General features: G+C 73.2%; 15 protein-coding genes. 5 read left to right on the plus strand and 10 right to left on the minus strand.

Going from position 1 to position 15,175, the window contains the following annotated elements; translation table 11 throughout:
- The first annotated feature begins 91 nt into the window (after positions 1-91).
- Positions 92-922 carry an aldo/keto reductase gene (locus ABZ725_RS25775; protein ID WP_358804928.1) on the plus strand — a complete coding sequence of 277 codons (831 nt, stop codon included), beginning with the start codon at positions 92-94 and terminating at the stop codon, positions 920-922.
- A 17-nt stretch (positions 923-939) separates the two neighbouring features.
- Here the strand turns inward: ABZ725_RS25775 and ABZ725_RS25780 are convergent, their stop codons facing one another.
- Genes ABZ725_RS25780 through ABZ725_RS25795 form a run of 4 tightly spaced genes read right to left on the minus strand, consistent with a single transcriptional unit; the run spans position 940 to position 5,045 of the window.
- Positions 940-3,291, minus strand: a complete 2,352-nt coding sequence (locus ABZ725_RS25780) for a SpoIIE family protein phosphatase (RefSeq protein ID WP_358804978.1) — start codon at positions 3,289-3,291, stop codon at positions 940-942.
- Positions 3,292-3,350: 59 nt separating this feature from the next.
- Positions 3,351-3,818 carry a peroxiredoxin gene (locus ABZ725_RS25785; protein WP_358804929.1) on the minus strand — a complete coding sequence of 156 codons (468 nt, stop codon included), beginning with the start codon at positions 3,816-3,818 and terminating at the stop codon, positions 3,351-3,353.
- Complete coding sequence (locus tag ABZ725_RS25790; protein WP_351919810.1) at positions 3,815-4,216, minus strand: hypothetical protein; 402 nt, start codon at positions 4,214-4,216, stop codon at positions 3,815-3,817. The genes ABZ725_RS25785 and ABZ725_RS25790 overlap by 4 nt, the downstream gene beginning before the upstream one ends.
- 31 nt (positions 4,217-4,247) lie before the next feature.
- Positions 4,248-5,045, minus strand: a complete 798-nt coding sequence (locus tag ABZ725_RS25795) for a helix-turn-helix transcriptional regulator (protein ID WP_358804930.1) — start codon at positions 5,043-5,045, stop codon at positions 4,248-4,250.
- 81 nt (positions 5,046-5,126) lie between these two features.
- On the opposite strand from ABZ725_RS25795, the gene ABZ725_RS25800 reads away from it, so the two are divergent.
- Positions 5,127-6,260: an MFS transporter gene (locus tag ABZ725_RS25800; protein WP_358804979.1), complete on the plus strand. Its 1,134-nt coding sequence runs from the start codon at positions 5,127-5,129 to the stop codon at positions 6,258-6,260.
- On the opposite strand, the gene ABZ725_RS25805 is transcribed toward ABZ725_RS25800, so the two are convergent.
- The 6 genes from ABZ725_RS25805 to ABZ725_RS25830 all read right to left on the minus strand — a co-directional run bounded on the left by ABZ725_RS25805 (position 6,250) and on the right by ABZ725_RS25830 (position 11,341).
- Positions 6,250-6,762 (minus strand): MarR family transcriptional regulator, encoded by a 513-nt coding sequence (locus ABZ725_RS25805; protein ID WP_358804931.1) that lies wholly within the window; start codon positions 6,760-6,762, stop codon positions 6,250-6,252. The two genes, ABZ725_RS25800 and ABZ725_RS25805, sit on opposite strands and share 11 nt — an antisense overlap.
- 183 nt (positions 6,763-6,945) lie before the next feature.
- Complete coding sequence (locus tag ABZ725_RS25810) at positions 6,946-8,115, minus strand: FAD-dependent oxidoreductase (protein ID WP_358804932.1); 1,170 nt, start codon at positions 8,113-8,115, stop codon at positions 6,946-6,948.
- Positions 8,112-8,315, minus strand: a complete 204-nt coding sequence (locus ABZ725_RS25815; RefSeq protein ID WP_351919817.1) for a ferredoxin — start codon at positions 8,313-8,315, stop codon at positions 8,112-8,114. The genes ABZ725_RS25810 and ABZ725_RS25815 overlap by 4 nt, the downstream gene beginning before the upstream one ends.
- Positions 8,316-8,379: 64 nt before the next feature.
- The gene (locus ABZ725_RS25820) at positions 8,380-9,612 is read right to left on the minus strand and encodes a cytochrome P450 (RefSeq protein ID WP_358804933.1); all 1,233 of its coding nucleotides are present in this window, start codon (positions 9,610-9,612) and stop codon (positions 8,380-8,382) included.
- Between the two features lie 318 nt (positions 9,613-9,930).
- Positions 9,931-10,677, minus strand: a complete 747-nt coding sequence (locus ABZ725_RS25825) for a response regulator transcription factor (RefSeq protein WP_358804934.1) — start codon at positions 10,675-10,677, stop codon at positions 9,931-9,933.
- A gap of 145 nt (positions 10,678-10,822) precedes the next feature.
- Entirely contained in the window at positions 10,823-11,341 is a 519-nt protein-coding gene (locus ABZ725_RS25830) for a MarR family transcriptional regulator (RefSeq protein ID WP_358804935.1), read from the minus strand.
- A gap of 423 nt (positions 11,342-11,764) precedes the next feature.
- On the opposite strand from ABZ725_RS25830, the gene ABZ725_RS25835 reads away from it, so the two are divergent.
- From ABZ725_RS25835 to ABZ725_RS25845, 3 genes are all read left to right on the plus strand, one after another.
- The gene (locus ABZ725_RS25835; protein ID WP_358804936.1) at positions 11,765-12,715 is read left to right on the plus strand and encodes an SGNH/GDSL hydrolase family protein; all 951 of its coding nucleotides are present in this window, start codon (positions 11,765-11,767) and stop codon (positions 12,713-12,715) included.
- 72 nt (positions 12,716-12,787) lie between these two features.
- On the plus strand, positions 12,788-13,828 hold the full coding sequence (locus tag ABZ725_RS25840; protein WP_358804937.1) for a zinc-binding dehydrogenase: 1,041 nt from the start codon (positions 12,788-12,790) through the stop codon (positions 13,826-13,828).
- A gap of 161 nt (positions 13,829-13,989) precedes the next feature.
- Positions 13,990-15,153, plus strand: a complete 1,164-nt coding sequence (locus ABZ725_RS25845) for a histidine kinase (protein WP_358804938.1) — start codon at positions 13,990-13,992, stop codon at positions 15,151-15,153.
- Positions 15,154-15,175: the final 22 nt, after the last annotated feature.

Genomic DNA, 15,175 nt, shown 5'->3' on the forward strand with positions numbered 1-15,175 from the left:
CCGAACCCACCCCTGCCCGGGTGTCCGGTTGATCAATCCGCCCCCTGTCCCCGAGGCTGGAGGGACGGCACAGTCGAGGGAAGGTCCCATCGTGATCAGCATCCCGCAGCACACGCTCAACGACGGCACGAAGCTCCCGGCCCTGGGTCTGGGCACCTGGCCGATGGACGACGCGGAGGCGGAGCAGGGGGTGGCCGAGGCGCTCGGCCTCGGATATCGACTCGTCGACACGGCGACGAACTACCGCAACGAGACCGGCGTCGGCCTGGGCGTGGCCCGGGGCGGGGTGGCGCGCGAGGAGCTCGTGGTGACCACGAAGCTGCCCGGCCGCCACCACGGGTACGAGGAGACGCTCGCGTCCTTCGAGGAGTCCCGTCGACGGCTCGGTCTCGAGTACGTGGACCTGTATCTGATCCACTGGCCGCTCCCCCGGGTCGACAGGTTCGTCGACTCCTGGCGGGCCATGATCAAGCTCCGCAAAGAGGGCCTGGTCCGGTCGATCGGCGTCTCCAACTTCACCGCCGAGCACATCGAGCGGCTGGAGAAGGAGACCGGCGTCCTGCCGTCCGTCAACCAGATCGAGCTGCACCCGCTGTTCCCGCAGGACGAGCTGCGCGCCTTCCACGAGGCCAAGGGCGTCCGCACGGAGAGCTGGAGCCCGCTGGGCCGTGGTTCGGCGCTGCTCCAGGATCCGGCCGTGGTGTCGGTCTCCGAGGCGCTGGGCGTGACCCCCGGCCAGGTCGTGCTGCGCTGGCACGTCCAGCTCGGCGCGGTGCCCATCCCGAAGTCGTCCAGCCCCGAACGCCGGCGGGCCAACCTCGACGTCTTCGGCTTCGAGCTCGGCCCGGCCCAGATGGCGGCGATCGCGGACCGGGCGCATCGGCGCCTGGGCGGCGACCCCGAGGTGCACGAGGAGTTCTGAGCGCTCACGCTGCCGGCTCACTCGGGTTCCAGCGTCTGCTCCGCCCAGATCGTCTTGCCCCGGCCGGTCTGCCTGCTGCCCCAGCGCTGGGTGAGCTGCGCGACGAGCAGCAGGCCGCGCCCGCCCTCGTCGAAGGCGTGGGCGCGGCGCAGGTGGGGGGAGGTGGAACTGCCGTCGGACACCTCGCAGATGAGGGTGCGATCGCGGATCAGGCGGAGCTGGATGGGGGCCGCGCCGTAGCGGATGGCGTTGGTGACGAGTTCGCTGACGACGAGCTCGGTGACGAACGCGGCCTCCTCCAGGCCCCAGGCGGCGAGTTGCTCGGTGGCGGCCGCTCTGGTGGCGGCCACGTGGGCGGGGTCCGGGGTGACGTCCCAGGTGGCGACGCGGTCCGTGCCGAGGGCGCGGGTGCGGGCGAGCAGCAGCGCGACGTCGTCGCTGGGCTCCTCCGGCAGGACCGCCTTGAGGACGGTGTCGCACAGGGCGTCGAGGGTGGCGGCGGGTGCGGTCAGGGCGCTGCACAGTTCACCGGTGGCGCGGTCGACGTCGCGGTCGCGGTCCTCGATGAGGCCGTCCGTGTAGAGGGCGAGGACCGATCCCTCGGGCAGTTCCAGCTCGACGGCCTCGAAGGGCAGTCCGCCGACGCCGAGCGGCGGTCCGGGGGTCATGTCGACCAGTCGGGTCGTGCCGTCGGGCAGGACGACGGCCGGCGCCGGGTGGCCGGCCGCGGCGGCGGTGAGACGGCGGCTGACGGGGTCGTAGACCGCGTAGAGGCAGGTCGCGCCGAGTTCGGCGACCTCTTCGCCGCTCTCGCCGCCTTCGTCGTAGGCCGCCAGGTGGGTGACGAGGTCGTCGAGGTGGGTGAGGAGTTCGTCGGGCGGCAGGTCCACGTCGGCGAGGGTGCGCACGGCCATGCAGAGCCGTCCCATGGTCGCCGAGGAGGGGATGCCGTGTCCGACGACGTCGCCGACGACGAGGGCTACGCGGCTGCCGGAGAGCGGGATGACGTCGAACCAGTCGCCGCCGATGCCCGCCGTGGAGCCGCTGGGCAGATAGCGGTGGGCGACGTCGACGGCGGCCTGTCCGGACAGGCCGCGGGGCAGCAGGCTGTTCTGCAGGGCGAGCGCCGTGGTGCGCTCGCGGGCGAAGCGGCGGGCGTTGTCGATGCAGACGGCGGCCCGGCTGGCGAGCTCCTCGGCGAAGACGGCGTCGTCGTCCTCGTAGTCGTCGGGGTGGGCCATGCGGATGCCGACCAGTACGCCGAGGACGGTGCCGCGGGCCCGCAGCGGCACGGAGATCATCGAGTGGACGCCGCGCCGGAAGCGGCGGCCCTCGGGGGCGCGCGCGTCGCGTTCGGCGAGCCAGCACATGAAGTCGGGCTCGCCGGCCTGGCTGCGGATCGCGTGCCCTTCCCGCAGGGCGCGGGCGGGCGGGCTGAACGGCGGATGGCTGTCGCTGTCGCCGAGGTGGACCGCGGCCTCGGGGGTGCCGTCCCGGCCGGAGCCATGGGCGACGCGGCGCAGCACGATCTCGCCGTCGGGCACGGGGGGCGGCTCGTCCGCGCCGAGGACCCATTCGAGGAGGTCCACGCTGGCGAAGTCGGCGAAGTGCGGCACGAGCAGCTCGATGACCTCCTCGGCGGTGCGCACCACGTCGAGGGTGGTGCCGATGGAGGCCGCCGCCTCGTTGAGCAGGGCCAGGCGCTGGCGGGCCAGGTACTGTTCGGTGCTGTCGAAGGCCGCCAGGGCGACGCCGGCGACCTCCCCGGAGGCGTTCGTCACGGGCCACATCTCGGTGGTCCAGGCGTGCTCCCGGTTGAGGGAGGGCGCGCCGGTCCAGCTCTCGTAGCGGATCGGGCGGCCGGTCTCGGCGACATGGCGCAGGTGCCAGTTGAAGCCCTTGCTGTGCTCGGCCTCCTCGACGGTCTCCGGGAAGTAGCGGCCGAGCAGAACGTCCTCGGAGACCCCCATGACCTTGCAGGCGACCTCGTTGAGGCGCAGATAGCGCTGCCGGGGGTCGAAGACGGACATGGACATGGACGCCTGTTGGAAGGCGCGTCCGGCGAGGGTCGGCTCCGGAGCGGCGGGCCGTTCGGCGGTGAGCGTCCAGCCGGTGGGGTCGCCTTCGGGGCCGAGCATCGGGCAGGCCGTGACGGCGAGGGCGACGGGGTGGCCGTCGCGGTGGCGTACGACGACGGGGCCGGTCCACTCGCCGTCGGCACGTCGGGGCAGCTTCTCGGCGAGCAGGTCGACCGCGGCCCGCCCCACGGCCTCCTGGGCCGCATGGCCCGTCAGCAGACGGGCACCCTCGCTCCAGCCCGTCACGATGCCGCGAGCATCGACGACCGCCGCAGCGACGACATGCTCCATGTCGTCCATGTCGTCCAGAATGGTCCCTTTGGCCCGGTGCATCAACCGCGCCGGGCCGGTCAGGCCCGGTGGGCCCGCACCACGTCGAGGGCGCGGTCGGCGTGGGTGTTCATCCGCAGCTCGCTGCGTACGACCTCCAGGACGGTGCGGTCCTGCCCGATGACGAAGGTGGCCCGCTTGGTGGGGGCCAGGGAGAAGCCGCGCTTCACGCCGAACCGTTCCCGCACCGCGCCGTCCGCGTCGGACAGCAGCGGCATGCCGAGGGTGTGCCGGCCGGCGAACTCCTGCTGACGGTCGACGGTGTCCCCGCTGATCCCGACCGGCTGGGCGCCGACGGCGGCGAACTCGGCCGCCAGGTCACGGAAGTGGCAGGCCTCGGTGGTGCAGCCGGGGCTGAGGGCGGCGGGGTAGAAGAAGAGGACCACCGGTCCGTCGGCGAGCAGTTCGGTGAGGCTGCGCACCGTGCCGGTCTCGTCCGGCAGCGCGAAGTCCTCGACGAGGTCGCCGGTCTGAAGAGCCTTGGTCATGCCCGTCCCTCCATGAGGTTCGCGGTGGTGGTGGTGCGGTCGGCGACGCTGCGGGCCCACAGCACGAGGGGCACCTGCAGGGGGAGGCGGCCGACGGCGGCGGCCTTGAGCGGGGTGGGACGGTGCCGCCAGTCCCAGGCCATCTTGACGTTGGCGGGGAAGACGCCGACGAAGAACGCGGCCGTGGCCAGCGCGGCCGTCTTCCGGGTCCGCGGCAGGGCCACTCCGGCCGCCAGGGCGAGTTCGGCGACGCCGCTGGCGTACGTCCAGGCCCTGGGCGAGCCCGGCAGCGCCCGCGGGACGATCGCGTCGAACGGGCGCGGCACGGCGAAGTGGGCTGCGCCCATGCCGGCCAGCAGGCCCGCCAGTAGCAGGGGTGAGCGTTCGGACCGGGGCACGGTTCCTCCTCTGATGACCTGGGGCCCGAGATTACTGGAGGGTAGGCGGCGGTCCGGCGGCGGGGTCCCGGGCCGGGCGTTCCCCAACTCGCCCCTGGTGGCGGCCGGGTGTGTACCCGTAGGCCTTGCGGAACACATCGATGAACGCGCTGGCGGAGGACCAGCCGCAGCGGTGGGCGACCGTGGTGACGGCGGTGTCGTCGGCCAGCAGACGCAGGGCGTGGTACAGGCGGGACTGGGTGCGCCACTGGGGGAAGGTCATGCCGAACTCGCGGCGGAAGAGGCGGCTGAGGGTGCGTTCGCCGGTGCCGGTCGCGGCGCCGAGGGCGGCGAGGGTGCGCTGGTCGGCCGGGGCGGCGTGGACGAGCGCGCAGACCGCGGCCAGCCGGGGGTCGGCGGGGGTGGGCAGCCGCGTCGGCGCCTGCGGCGAGGCGCGCAGCTGGTCGCGGAGGACGGCGAGCAGCCGGACCCGTTCGGGGCTCGTGTCCTCGGGGGCGCGGGTGTAGGCGAGGATCAGCTCGCGCAGCAGGGGGCTGACGGCGAGGACGCCCGGGGCGTCCAGGCCGAGCGGGTTGTCGTCGGCGGGCAGGCCGACCAGGTGCAGGTCGAGATGGCCGTACGCCCGATGCGCGTGGACGGTCCCGGCGGGCACCCACAGGGCGCGGGTGCCGGGCGCGAACCAGGTGCCGGCGTCGGTGGCGACGGCGAGGACGCCGGAGCCCGCGTAGACGATCTGGTGGTCGTCGTGCCGGTGTGCGTCGATGCGCTCGCCGGCGGCCAGGACCTGGGCGCGGGTGGGGGCCTGCGGGGTGTGGCGGATGTTCGACACAAGAGGGCAGTTTATCGGAAGCGCGACAGCCGCCGAGGTCGTGACGATCGCAGGGTGCCGAAAAACCGATCCATCACCCTGATGTCCGTCGCCCATGCCTGCGTGGACTTGTACCAGGGGGCCGTGGCCGCCCTGGTCCCCTTCTTCGTCGCCGAGCGCGCCTATTCCTATGCCGCCGCCTCCGGGATCGTCCTGGCGGCGTCGTTGCTGTCGTCGGTGGCGCAGCCGCTGTTCGGCCTGTTGACCGACCGGTGGGCGATGCCGTGGCTGCTGCCGCTCGGCGTGGCGGCCGCCGGCGCGGGCGTCGCGGTCAGCGGGGTCGGCGGCTCGTACCCGTTCACGCTGGCCGCGGTGGCCGTGTCCGGGATCGGCGTCGCGGCCTATCACCCGGAGGCCGCGCGTGCGGCCAGGGTCGCCTCGGGCGGCCGGCACACGGCGATGGGCTGGTTCGCGCTCGGCGGCAACGTCGGCTTCGCGCTCGCTCCGCCGCTGGTCGCGGCCGTCGTCGCGAGCTGGGGACTGCGGGCCTCGCCGCTGCTGGGGCTGCCGGCGCTGGCGGGCGTGGCCCTGTGCGTGGCCGGCGTGCGCTCGGCGACCGCCCGGGCCGTGCCCGCCCCGGCCGCCGCGGAGGCTGCGGGCCGGGACGACTGGCCGGCGTTCCTGCGGCTGTCGGGCGCCGTGGTGTGCCGCTCGATCGTCTTCGTCGGTCTGAGCGCGTTCGTCTCGCTGTACGTGCGGGAGCGCACCGGCGGTGGGGAGGTCGCCGGTACGGCCGCACTGTGCGTGCTGTACGCGGGCGGTGCGGCGGGGACGCTGGCCGGGAGCCGGCTGGCCGAGCGGCACGGGCGGCTCACGGTCGTCCGCCGCTCGTACGGGGTGACCCTGCTCGCGGTCGCGGGCGTGCTCCTCGTGCCGGGTTGGCCGCTGTACCTCTTCGTGGCGCTGGTCTCGGCGGGGCTGTACGTGCCGTTCTCGCTGCACGTGACGCTGGGCCAGGACTGTCTGCCCCGGCGCGTCGGCACCGCGAGCGGCGTCACCCTGGGGCTGACGGTGAGCGTGGGCGGCGCGGCGGCGCCGGCGATCGGGGCGCTGGCGGACGCCACGTCCCTGCGGATCGGGCTGCTCCCCCTGCTGCTGCCTCCCGTGGCGGCCTGGTTCCTGCTGCGCGGTCTGCGCGAGCCCGCGCCGGACCCGGTCGCCCCGGTCAGGCGGTGACGGGAGGCTGCTCCGGCTCGTCCTCGATCGCGTAGGAGAGGAAGTCGTCGACCATGCGGTGGAAGAGGGCGGCGAGCTGACCGAGCTCCTCCGGGGACCATGCGGACAGCGCCAGCTGCATCCCTCGGGCGCCCGCGTCCCGGACCCGGTCGATGGCGGCGCGGCCGGCCTCGGTGAGCTGGATCCGCTGGGCCCGGCCGTCGTCGGGGTCGGGGACCCGGGTGACGTACCCGGACTTCTGGAGCTGCTGCACCGTGCGGGTCACATGGGAGGCCTCCACGCCCAGGCGCTGGGCCAGCTCCCCGGGCCGCAGCGGCTCGGTGTCGGCGACCTGCCGCAGCAGGGCCACGGCGGCGCGGTCCAGGGGGACGCCGGCCATCGACATCAGCCGGTCGTGCTGGCGGGCGCGGGTGCTCAGGTAGGTGATGCGCGTGAGCGCGCGCTCGATCTCGATCACTTCCGGAGTGGCGACGGAGGGCAGGGGGAGCGGTTCGGTGGACATGCGACCCACTTTACCATCTTGTTGCGTAACTCAAGTAAGTTACTGCGTGGGTTTACGGCGATCTACTGCGGACGGATGACGCGCACACCGCCCGCCTGCGGTACGCGGATGGTACCGACACGACGGGCCCCGGCAGGCTCGCACCGCCTGCCGGGGCCCGTCGGCCGTCGGTCGACGCCCGCGTTACGCGCGCACGCGCACGTGCTCGGCCCAGGCCGCGCCGGCCGCGATCGTCTGACGCCACAGCCGGATCGCCTTCGGCGGCATCCCGACCGCGAGCGCCCCGCTCACCCGGTCGCCGGTGCGGTACACGGCCACGAACCGGCGTTCGGCGAGGTCGCCCTCGACGACGGCCACCTCGTCGTGGCCGCGCAGGAACCCGTACGCCTGGATCTTCATGTCGTACTGGTCGGACCAGAAGTACGGCACGGGTGCGAACGGCTTGCGGGCGTCGGGGGCGAGCAGGTTCCGGGCGGCGGCCATGCCCTGCTCGGCCGCGTTGGTGCGGTGCTCGATCCGCATCGACGTCCCGAACAGCGGATTGTGCCAGCGGGCCACGTCCCCGGCGGCATACACGTTCTGCACAGCCTCCAGGTACTGGTCGCAGACCACGCCGTCGCCCACCGTCAGCCCGCTGCCGGCCAGCCAGTCGGTGTTGGGCGTGGAGCCGATCGCGACGAGCACCTCGTCGGCCTCGACGATCTCGCCGTCGCCGAGCCGTACGCCGTCCTCGGTCACCTCGGTCACGGTGACCCCGCAGCGCAGGTTCACCCCGCGGTCGAGATGGGCCCGCGACAGGACCCGTCCGACCCGCTCCCCGACGGCGTGGGCCAGCGGCACCGCCGCCGGTTCCAGAAGAGTGACCTCCGCCCCCAGCCGCCAGGCGACGGCCGCCGCCTCCGCGCCGAGGAAGCCGGCGCCCACGACGACCAGCCGCCGTCCGGGCGTCAGCCGCTCCCGCAGGGTGAGCGCGTCCTCCAGGGTGCGCAGCACGTGTGCGCCCTCGCCGGGCAGCCGGCGCGGCCGGACCCCGGTGGCGATGATCAGTCCGTCGTAGGGCACCTCGGTCCCGTCGGCCAGCCGCACCCCGCGTCCGGCCACGTCGAGTCCGGTGGCCGCCACGCCGAGCCGCAGGTCGAGGTCGAGGGCGGCGAGGTCGCCGGCCGGACGCAACGGGAGCCGGTGCTCCTCCCATTCGGAGGCGAGCACCTGCTTGGACAGCGGCGGCCGGTCGTACGGCAGGTGCGGTTCGTCGCCGATCAGGGTGAGGGGGCCGGTGTGGCCCTCGCGGCGGAGGGTCTCGACCGCCGCGAGCCCGGCGGCCGAGGCGCCGACGACGACGATCCGGTTCACTGCTCGACCAGCCGGATCGCGGCGGCGGGACAGACGGCGACGGCCTCGCGGACGTCGTCGAGGAGTTCGGGCGCGGGCTGCTCCTCCAGCAGGATCGCGATGCCGTCGTCGTCCTGATCGAAGACCTGCATGGCGGCGACCACGCACTGCCCCGAGGCGACGCACTTGTCGGCTTCCAGCTCCACCTTGACGGCACTCATGGGATTCCCCTTCTTCACGGTCTTCACGGTCGGTCGTGTGGTTGCGCTTCGGGACGGAAGGCCGTCACCAGGTCACGGGCAGGGCGTGGACGCCGTAGATGAAGGCGTCGTGCTTGAAGCGGACGTCGTCCAGCGAGCCGGCCAGCCGCAGGGTGGGGATGCGCTTGTAGAGCGTGCCGTAGACGACCTGGAGCTCCATGCGGGCCAGCGGCTGGCCCAGGCACTGGTGGACGCCGAAGCCGAAGGCGACATGGCGGCGGGCGTCGCGGGTGATGTCGAGCCGGTCCGGGTCGGGGAAGACCTCGGGGTCCCGGTTGGCGATCTCGTTGGCCATGATGAGACCGTCGCCGGCCTTGACGACCTGTCCGGCGATCTCGATGTCCGCGACGGCCGCCCGGCGCCGCCCGAGGTGGGTGATGTGCAGATAGCGCAGCAGCTCCTCGACCGCGGAGGCGACGAGCTTGGGGTCGTCGCTCTCGCGGAGCAGGGCGAGCTGGTCGGGGTTCTGGAAGAGGGCGAGTGTGCCGAGGGCGATCATGTTCGCGGTCGTCTCGTGTCCCGCGATCAGCAGGAGCAGCGCCATCTCGGTCGCCTGCTGGTGGTCGATCTCACCGGCGGTGATGCGTCCGGCGATGCTCGACAGCAGGTCCTCGCGCGGGTCGGCGAGCCGTTTGCCGATGAGCGCGGCGAGGTAGCCGGCCACTTCGCGGCCGGCCTGTCCGCGCTGTTCGGGGGTGGCGTCCCGGTGGACCATCGTCTTGGTGTTGTCCTGGAAGAAGGCGTGGTCGTCGTAGGGCACGCCGAGCAGTTCGCAGATCACCAGCGAGGGCAGCGGCAGGGCGAACCGCTCCACCAGGTCCGCCGGTCGGGGGCCGGCCAGCAGCTCGTCGATCAGGTCGTCCACGATGCGCTGGACGGCGGGGCGCAGGGCCTCGACCTTCTTGATGGCGAACGGGGCCGTCACCATCCGGCGCAGCCGGGCGTGTTCGGGGTCGTCCATCATGATGAAGCTGAGCTTGCCCTCGCCGCCCTGGGGGCTGGCCTTGGTCGGATAGCCGGGGCTGTCGGTGTCCGCGCTGACCCGGGGGTCGCCGAGGATCGCCCGCTGTTCGGCGTAGCGGGTGACGAGCCACGACTCGCTGCCGTCCCAGAGCCGCACCTTCGTCAGGGGCGCCTGTTCCTGCAGGTCCTTGAGGGCGGGTGGGGGGTCGAAGGGGCAGCGGGCCGCCCGGGGCATCGGGAACTCGGGGACGGCGTCCGTGACTTCGGGGACCGCGCCGGTCAGGGTTTCGGCCATGGGCTCTCCTCGGTGGTGGGGGCTCCGGGGAGGCCGGAGCGCCGGGGGAAGGTGTCGAGGCCTCGATGAGCACATGCAAACAGAGGGGGCTGACGCGTTCCGGTCAGTTCCCTGACAGAAGCCTGACGTGACGTGGATCACATGGGGAGTTGGGGTTCGTCCCACGTGTGAAACGTTTCCTCAACTCACCTGCACAGCCTGCCGATTGACCCGATCACGACGGGTTCGCCGCGAACGCGAACGGGCGGCGCCGCACCCTCACGACACCGCCCGTCACCCGTCGGCACACCGCTTCTTCAGCGTTTGCACCGTCGACTCTCAGCCGTCGCCGTCCGCCTTTCCCAGCCAGTAGCCGAAGCCCCGGCGCGTATGGATCAGCGCGGGCGCGTCGCGGTCCACCTTGCGCCGGAGCCGGGAGACGAGTTGCTCGATCGCGTTGTCGCCCCGGAAGTCGCCCCAGACGTACCGGCTGATCTGCTCCTTCGACAGCACCCGGTGCGCGTTGCCCAGGAGGTGACGCAGCAGGCGGTACTCGGCGGGCGTCAGGTCGAGGCCGCGGGCGCCGCGCCGGGCCCGGCACAGGGTGTCGTCCAGGACCAGGTCGCCGTAGGCCGGGGCGTGGTCCGGGCGACGGCCCGGGGAGGCCGCGCGCAGCAGCAGCTGCATACGGGTGAGCACCTCGGCCACCCGGAGGGGCTTGGTGACGTAGTCCTTCTCCCCCAGGCCCAGTTCGGGCAGCAGGCGGCCGAGGGAGTCGTAGGCGGTGAGATAGAGGACCGGCGGCCGGTGGACGACCACCGGCCGGCCCGCCGCGCCCAACCCGGCCAGGTCCGGCAGATCGGCGTCGACGACCAACAGGTCGAACCGGAGCGCGTCGAGGTGGACCAGCGCCTCGACCGCCGCGCCCGTGAGAGTGATCCGGTAGCCGGCCAACTCCAGGGTGGTGGCGAGCAGTTCGGCGATGTCCGGCTCGCCGGCGACGACCAGGACATGCTGTCCGGCGCCGCGGGCGAGGGACGGCTTCCCCCTCACATAGGACGTTGTCTCACTCGCGTCGCCGTACATGGCCGCAACCGTTCGTCGGGGACTCGGGTTCGGATTCGGATTCGGGTCGAGGCTCGGGCTCGGGCTCGGGCTCGGGCTCGGGCAGGTTGACGGTTCGGGGAGGTCCGTGTCGCCCATGGGGTCCGCGTGGCCGAACCGCGGGTCGTCACGCCCTGGATGACGCGGCGCCCGCATCGGACACACGCCTTTCGCCGTCAGGGGGGTCGAAGACGTCCACCATCCGGTGGAACAGGTCGGCGAGCCGCCGCAGTTCGCACGGCGACCAGTCGGCCAGGACCAGTTGCATGCCCCGGGCGCCCGCGTCGCCCAGCCGCGCCACGGCGTCCTCGCCGAGCGGGGTGAGACGGATGCGCCGGGAGCGGCTGTCCTCGGGATCGGCGACCCGGGTCACATAGCCGGCCTTCTGCAGCCGCTGCACCTGACGGGTGACATGGGAGGCCTGGACGGCGAGCACCTGGGCGAGCTCCCCCGGGCGCAGGGGGTCGTGGTCGGCTATCTGGCGCAGCATCGCCACGGCCGCCCGGTCGAGCGGCACGCCCGCCAGGGCGACCAGCCGGCCGTGCTGCCGCGCGCGGACGCTCAGATAGGCCACCTGAGTGAGGGCCCGCTCTATCTCGACCGCTGCGGGCGAGGCGGGGGGCACTGCGGGCGGTGATGGGGACATGACTCTCACCCTACCTTTCTGCTTGCCTGACTCAAGTAAATCTCGGCGCTTGCTTGACTCAAGTAATCCAGATGTGTTTGCCTAACTCAAGCAATCCCGTGGCGGAGCTGAACCGAACCGCCGCGGACCGACCCGAACCACGTCGACTTCAAACACATCGACCCGAACCGCACCGACCGGAGCCGCCTTGAGCGGAGGCAGGCTCCCAGGCGCCGAACCCGTGGGGACGGGGATCGGCGCCGTCCCCGGGCCCGGCAGCCGGCTCACTCCCCCTGCCGGCGCCGGGTCCCGGGACACCCCTTCCACCCCCTTCACCCCTCCACGCCCGCTCGGCCGCCCCGGCCGTCTCTCCCCCGGCCGAGCAGGGCTCCCCGACCGGAGCCCCACGGCGTGGATCACCCGGGACGACAGACAGGACCTCCCATGAAAACCTCGGTACGAGCCGCGCTGGCCGGGGCGCTCGCCTGCGGCGTGCTGACCACCGCGATCGTGGTCGGCCGACCCGACGACCACCCCGAGTCCGACCCGCCGAGCGGCCCCTACGTCGCGCTGGGCGACTCCTACACCGCCGGCCCCGAGATCCCCGGCCAGAACGGCAGCCCGGCCGGGTGCGAGCGCTCCGACCGCAACTACCCGGCGCTCGTCGCCCGCCGGCTGGGCCTGCCCGCCGCCGACTTCCGTGACGTCAGCTGCAGCGGAGCGACCGTCGCCGACCTGACCGCCGCCCAGTCCACGGACCGGGGCACCAACCCGGCGCAGCTGTCCGCCCTGTCGGACCGGACCCGGCTGGTCACCCTCGGCATGGGCGGCAACGACATCGGCTTCGCCTCGCTCGTGAAGACCTGTGTGAAGTCCGGAGTGCTGAACTTCGCGCTCAGCGGCCTGAAGGGCCTGAAGGACCTCAAGGACCTCGATGCCGACAGCGGGGACGCCCCCTGCAAGGACCGCTACGTCTCCGACGGCGCCGACGAGGTGGAGCAGCGGATCGAGACGGCGGACGAACGGCTGGCCCAGGCCCTCGCCGAGGTCAGGCGCCGCGCGCCCGAGGCCCGGGTCTACGTGGTGGGCTACCCCGCGATCCTGCCGTCGCACACCACCGGCTGCGGCGACGCGATGGGCCTCGCCGCCGGTGACGTCGCCTACCTCCACGACAAGGAGCAGCAGCTGAACGGCATGCTGCGCGAGCGGGCCGAGAAGGCGGGGGCCGACTACGTCGACACGTACACGCCCTCGGTCGGGCGGGACGCCTGCGCCGACCGTCAGGTGCGCTGGATCGAGCCGCTCGTGCCGCTCGCCCCGGCCGCCTCCGTCCACCCCAACGAGCGCGGCGAGCAGGGCATGGCGGACGCCGTCCTGAAGACTCTCGGCGCCTGACCGTCCCACCGATGTCCACACAACCGATTCCGATACCCGATACCCGATATCCAATATCCGAAAGAGGCCCCCATGAGCACGATGAAGTCCGTCCGGACCGGCGGCGTCGACAAGATCGAGGTCGTGGACGTCGAGCGACCGACGCCCGGCCCCAAGGACGCCCTCGTACGGATCCGCGCCTGCGGCATCTGTGGCACCGACGTCACGTTCCTGCACATGGGCGGCATGCCCGCCCGTGCCCACCTGGGCGGCGAGCTGGTCCCCGTGCCGCTCGGCCACGAGCCGGCCGGTGAGGTCGTGGAGGTCGGCGCCGAGGTGCAGGGCCTGAAGGCGGGCGACCGCGTGGTCGTCAATCCGCAGGACGCGCCCACCGGCATCATCGGCTGCGGCGGCAGGTTCGGCGGGATGAGCGAGTACCTGCTGATCGAGAACGCGGAGGTCGGCAGGAGCGTCGCCGTCTTCCCCGACACCGTGCCGTTCGACGTGGCCTCCCTCAACGAGCCGATGGCCGTGTCCCGGCACGCCGTCAACCGCTCCGAGGCGGGGCCCGGCGACAAGGTCGTCGTGTTCGGCGCCGGGCCGATCGGTCTGGGCGCGGCGATCTGGCTGAAGCTGCGCGGTGTGCAGCACGTGGTCGTCGCGGACGTCATCCCCTCCCGGCTGGAGAAGGCACTGGCCGTGGGTGCGGACGCCGTCGTCAACTCCGCCGAGGAGGACGTGGCCGCGCGGCTGACCGAGCTGCACGGCCAGAGCGCCAACGCCCTCGGCCAGCCCCGGCCGGGCACCGACATCTTCATCGACGCGGCCGGCGCCCCGGCCGTGTTCAACACCGTGGTGCAGTCGGCGAAGTGGCACGCGAAGCTGGTCATGGTGGCCGTGCAGAAGAAGGGCGAGATCGACCTCGGCGGCATGCTCCGCAGCGAGCTCACCCTGGTCGCCTCCCAGGGCTACCCGACCGAGATCTTCGAGGTGACCCCGGAACTGGTCGAGCACCAGGAGCGGTTCGCCCAGCTGATCAGCCACCGCGTCCCGTTCGCCGAGGCCGAGCACGCCTTCGAGCTGGCCCGGACGCCGGGCGCGGCGGAGAAGATCGTCGTCACGCTGGACGACTGACGCTCCGCCGGACGTGCCACGAGGCGCCGCCGTTCGTCTGCGGCGCCGTCGTGGCCGGTCGCACAGTTCCCCGCGCCGTTTTCAGGGCACGGCCGAACCGCAGCGGATCTCATCCGCCCCTCCCCCGCTCTCCTGCTCCCCCTCACCGGAAACGGCACTCCATGCGCGCGACCCTGCGACAGGCGGCGCGGGCCACGGTCCACCTCTTCCTGGCCGCGGTCATGGCCTTCGGGTCGTACCTCTTCATCACCGTCCTGCTGATCGCCGCCACGGGCACGGTCGCGGTCGTCGGGATCTGGCTGCTGCCCGAGACCGTGCTGCTGATCCGCCGGATCGCCGGGGCCAAGCGGCGGTTGACGGCCGACCGGACCGGCCGGGAGATCCCGGAGGCGTACCGGCCGATCACCGGGCCCGTGCGCGAGCGGGTGCGGACGGCCGTCACGGACCCCGGGACGCTGACCGACGTGCGCTGGCTGGCGGCGTACTACGCCTACGGCTGGCTGACGGTGCTGATGCTGCCGTTGTGGCCGGTGGGGCTCGTCGTCGACGGTGTGTGGAGCGGGCTGCTGGGGCGCGAGGCGCTCGTCCTGCCGTTGATCGTCAGGCTCGCGGACCTGGAGGCGCGCTGGTCGGCCGCCCTGCTGCGGCCCTCCCCCAAGGCGCTGCTGGCCAGGCGGGTGGAGCAGCTCACCGCGACCCGGGCGGACGCGGTCGCCGCGCACGGCGCCGAACTGCGCCGGATCGAACGGGACCTGCACGACGGCGCGCAGGCCCGCCTCGTCGCGCTCTCCATGCGGATCGGGCTGGCCCAGCGGGCGTACGGGGCCGACCCGGAGGCGGCGCGCAAGCTGCTCGGCGACGCCCAGGACCAGGCCGAGGAGGCGCTGACGGAGCTGCGGCACGTGGTGCGCGGCATCCATCCGCCGATCCTCACCGACCGGGGGCTGGTGGGAGCCGTCCGGGCCCTCGCGGCCGGCAGCGGCCTCAAGGTGGCCGTCCGGGCGGACGACCTCGAGGACGGGCCGGCGGACGAGCCACGGGCGCCGGCCGCGGTGGAGGCGGCCGCCTACTTCGTGATCGCCGAGGCGCTGACCAACGCCGCGAAGTACAGCGGCTGCGACCGGGCGGAGGTCGTGCTGGCCCGCACCCGGACCGGACTCGGCGTGCGGGTGCGCGACGAGGGGTGCGGCGGGGCCGACGAGAGCGCGGGCTCGGGGCTGCTGGGCATGCGCCGCAGGGTCGCCGCGCTCGACGGGACGGTACGGGTGAGCAGCCCCGTGGGCGGGCCGACGGTGATCGAGGTCGAGCTGCCGTGCGTGTGGTGAGCGGCGCCCCCGTCGGGCCTTC

This window comes from Streptomyces sp. NPDC006872, from assembly GCF_040635845.1.
GTDB lineage: Bacteria > Actinomycetota > Actinomycetes > Streptomycetales > Streptomycetaceae > Streptomyces.

What these genes read in the sequence shown, in the direction of transcription:
- ABZ725_RS25835 (WP_358804936.1), top strand. Translation starts at nt 11,765, where the DNA reads ATGAAAACCTCGGTACGAGCCGCGCTGGCCGGGGCGCTCGCCTGCGGC.
- ABZ725_RS25780 (WP_358804978.1), bottom strand. Translation starts at nt 3,291, where the DNA reads ATGGAGCATGTCGTCGCTGCGGCGGTCGTCGATGCTCGCGGCATCGTG.
- ABZ725_RS25815 (WP_351919817.1), bottom strand. Translation starts at nt 8,315, where the DNA reads ATGAGTGCCGTCAAGGTGGAGCTGGAAGCCGACAAGTGCGTCGCCTCG.
- ABZ725_RS25820 (WP_358804933.1), bottom strand. Translation starts at nt 9,612, where the DNA reads ATGGCCGAAACCCTGACCGGCGCGGTCCCCGAAGTCACGGACGCCGTC.
- ABZ725_RS25800 (WP_358804979.1), top strand. Translation starts at nt 5,127, where the DNA reads ATGTCCGTCGCCCATGCCTGCGTGGACTTGTACCAGGGGGCCGTGGCC.
- ABZ725_RS25830 (WP_358804935.1), bottom strand. Translation starts at nt 11,341, where the DNA reads ATGTCCCCATCACCGCCCGCAGTGCCCCCCGCCTCGCCCGCAGCGGTC.
- ABZ725_RS25845 (WP_358804938.1), top strand. Translation starts at nt 13,990, where the DNA reads ATGCGCGCGACCCTGCGACAGGCGGCGCGGGCCACGGTCCACCTCTTC.
- ABZ725_RS25825 (WP_358804934.1), bottom strand. Translation starts at nt 10,677, where the DNA reads ATGTACGGCGACGCGAGTGAGACAACGTCCTATGTGAGGGGGAAGCCG.
- ABZ725_RS25785 (WP_358804929.1), bottom strand. Translation starts at nt 3,818, where the DNA reads ATGACCAAGGCTCTTCAGACCGGCGACCTCGTCGAGGACTTCGCGCTG.
- ABZ725_RS25805 (WP_358804931.1), bottom strand. Translation starts at nt 6,762, where the DNA reads ATGTCCACCGAACCGCTCCCCCTGCCCTCCGTCGCCACTCCGGAAGTG.
- ABZ725_RS25840 (WP_358804937.1), top strand. Translation starts at nt 12,788, where the DNA reads ATGAGCACGATGAAGTCCGTCCGGACCGGCGGCGTCGACAAGATCGAG.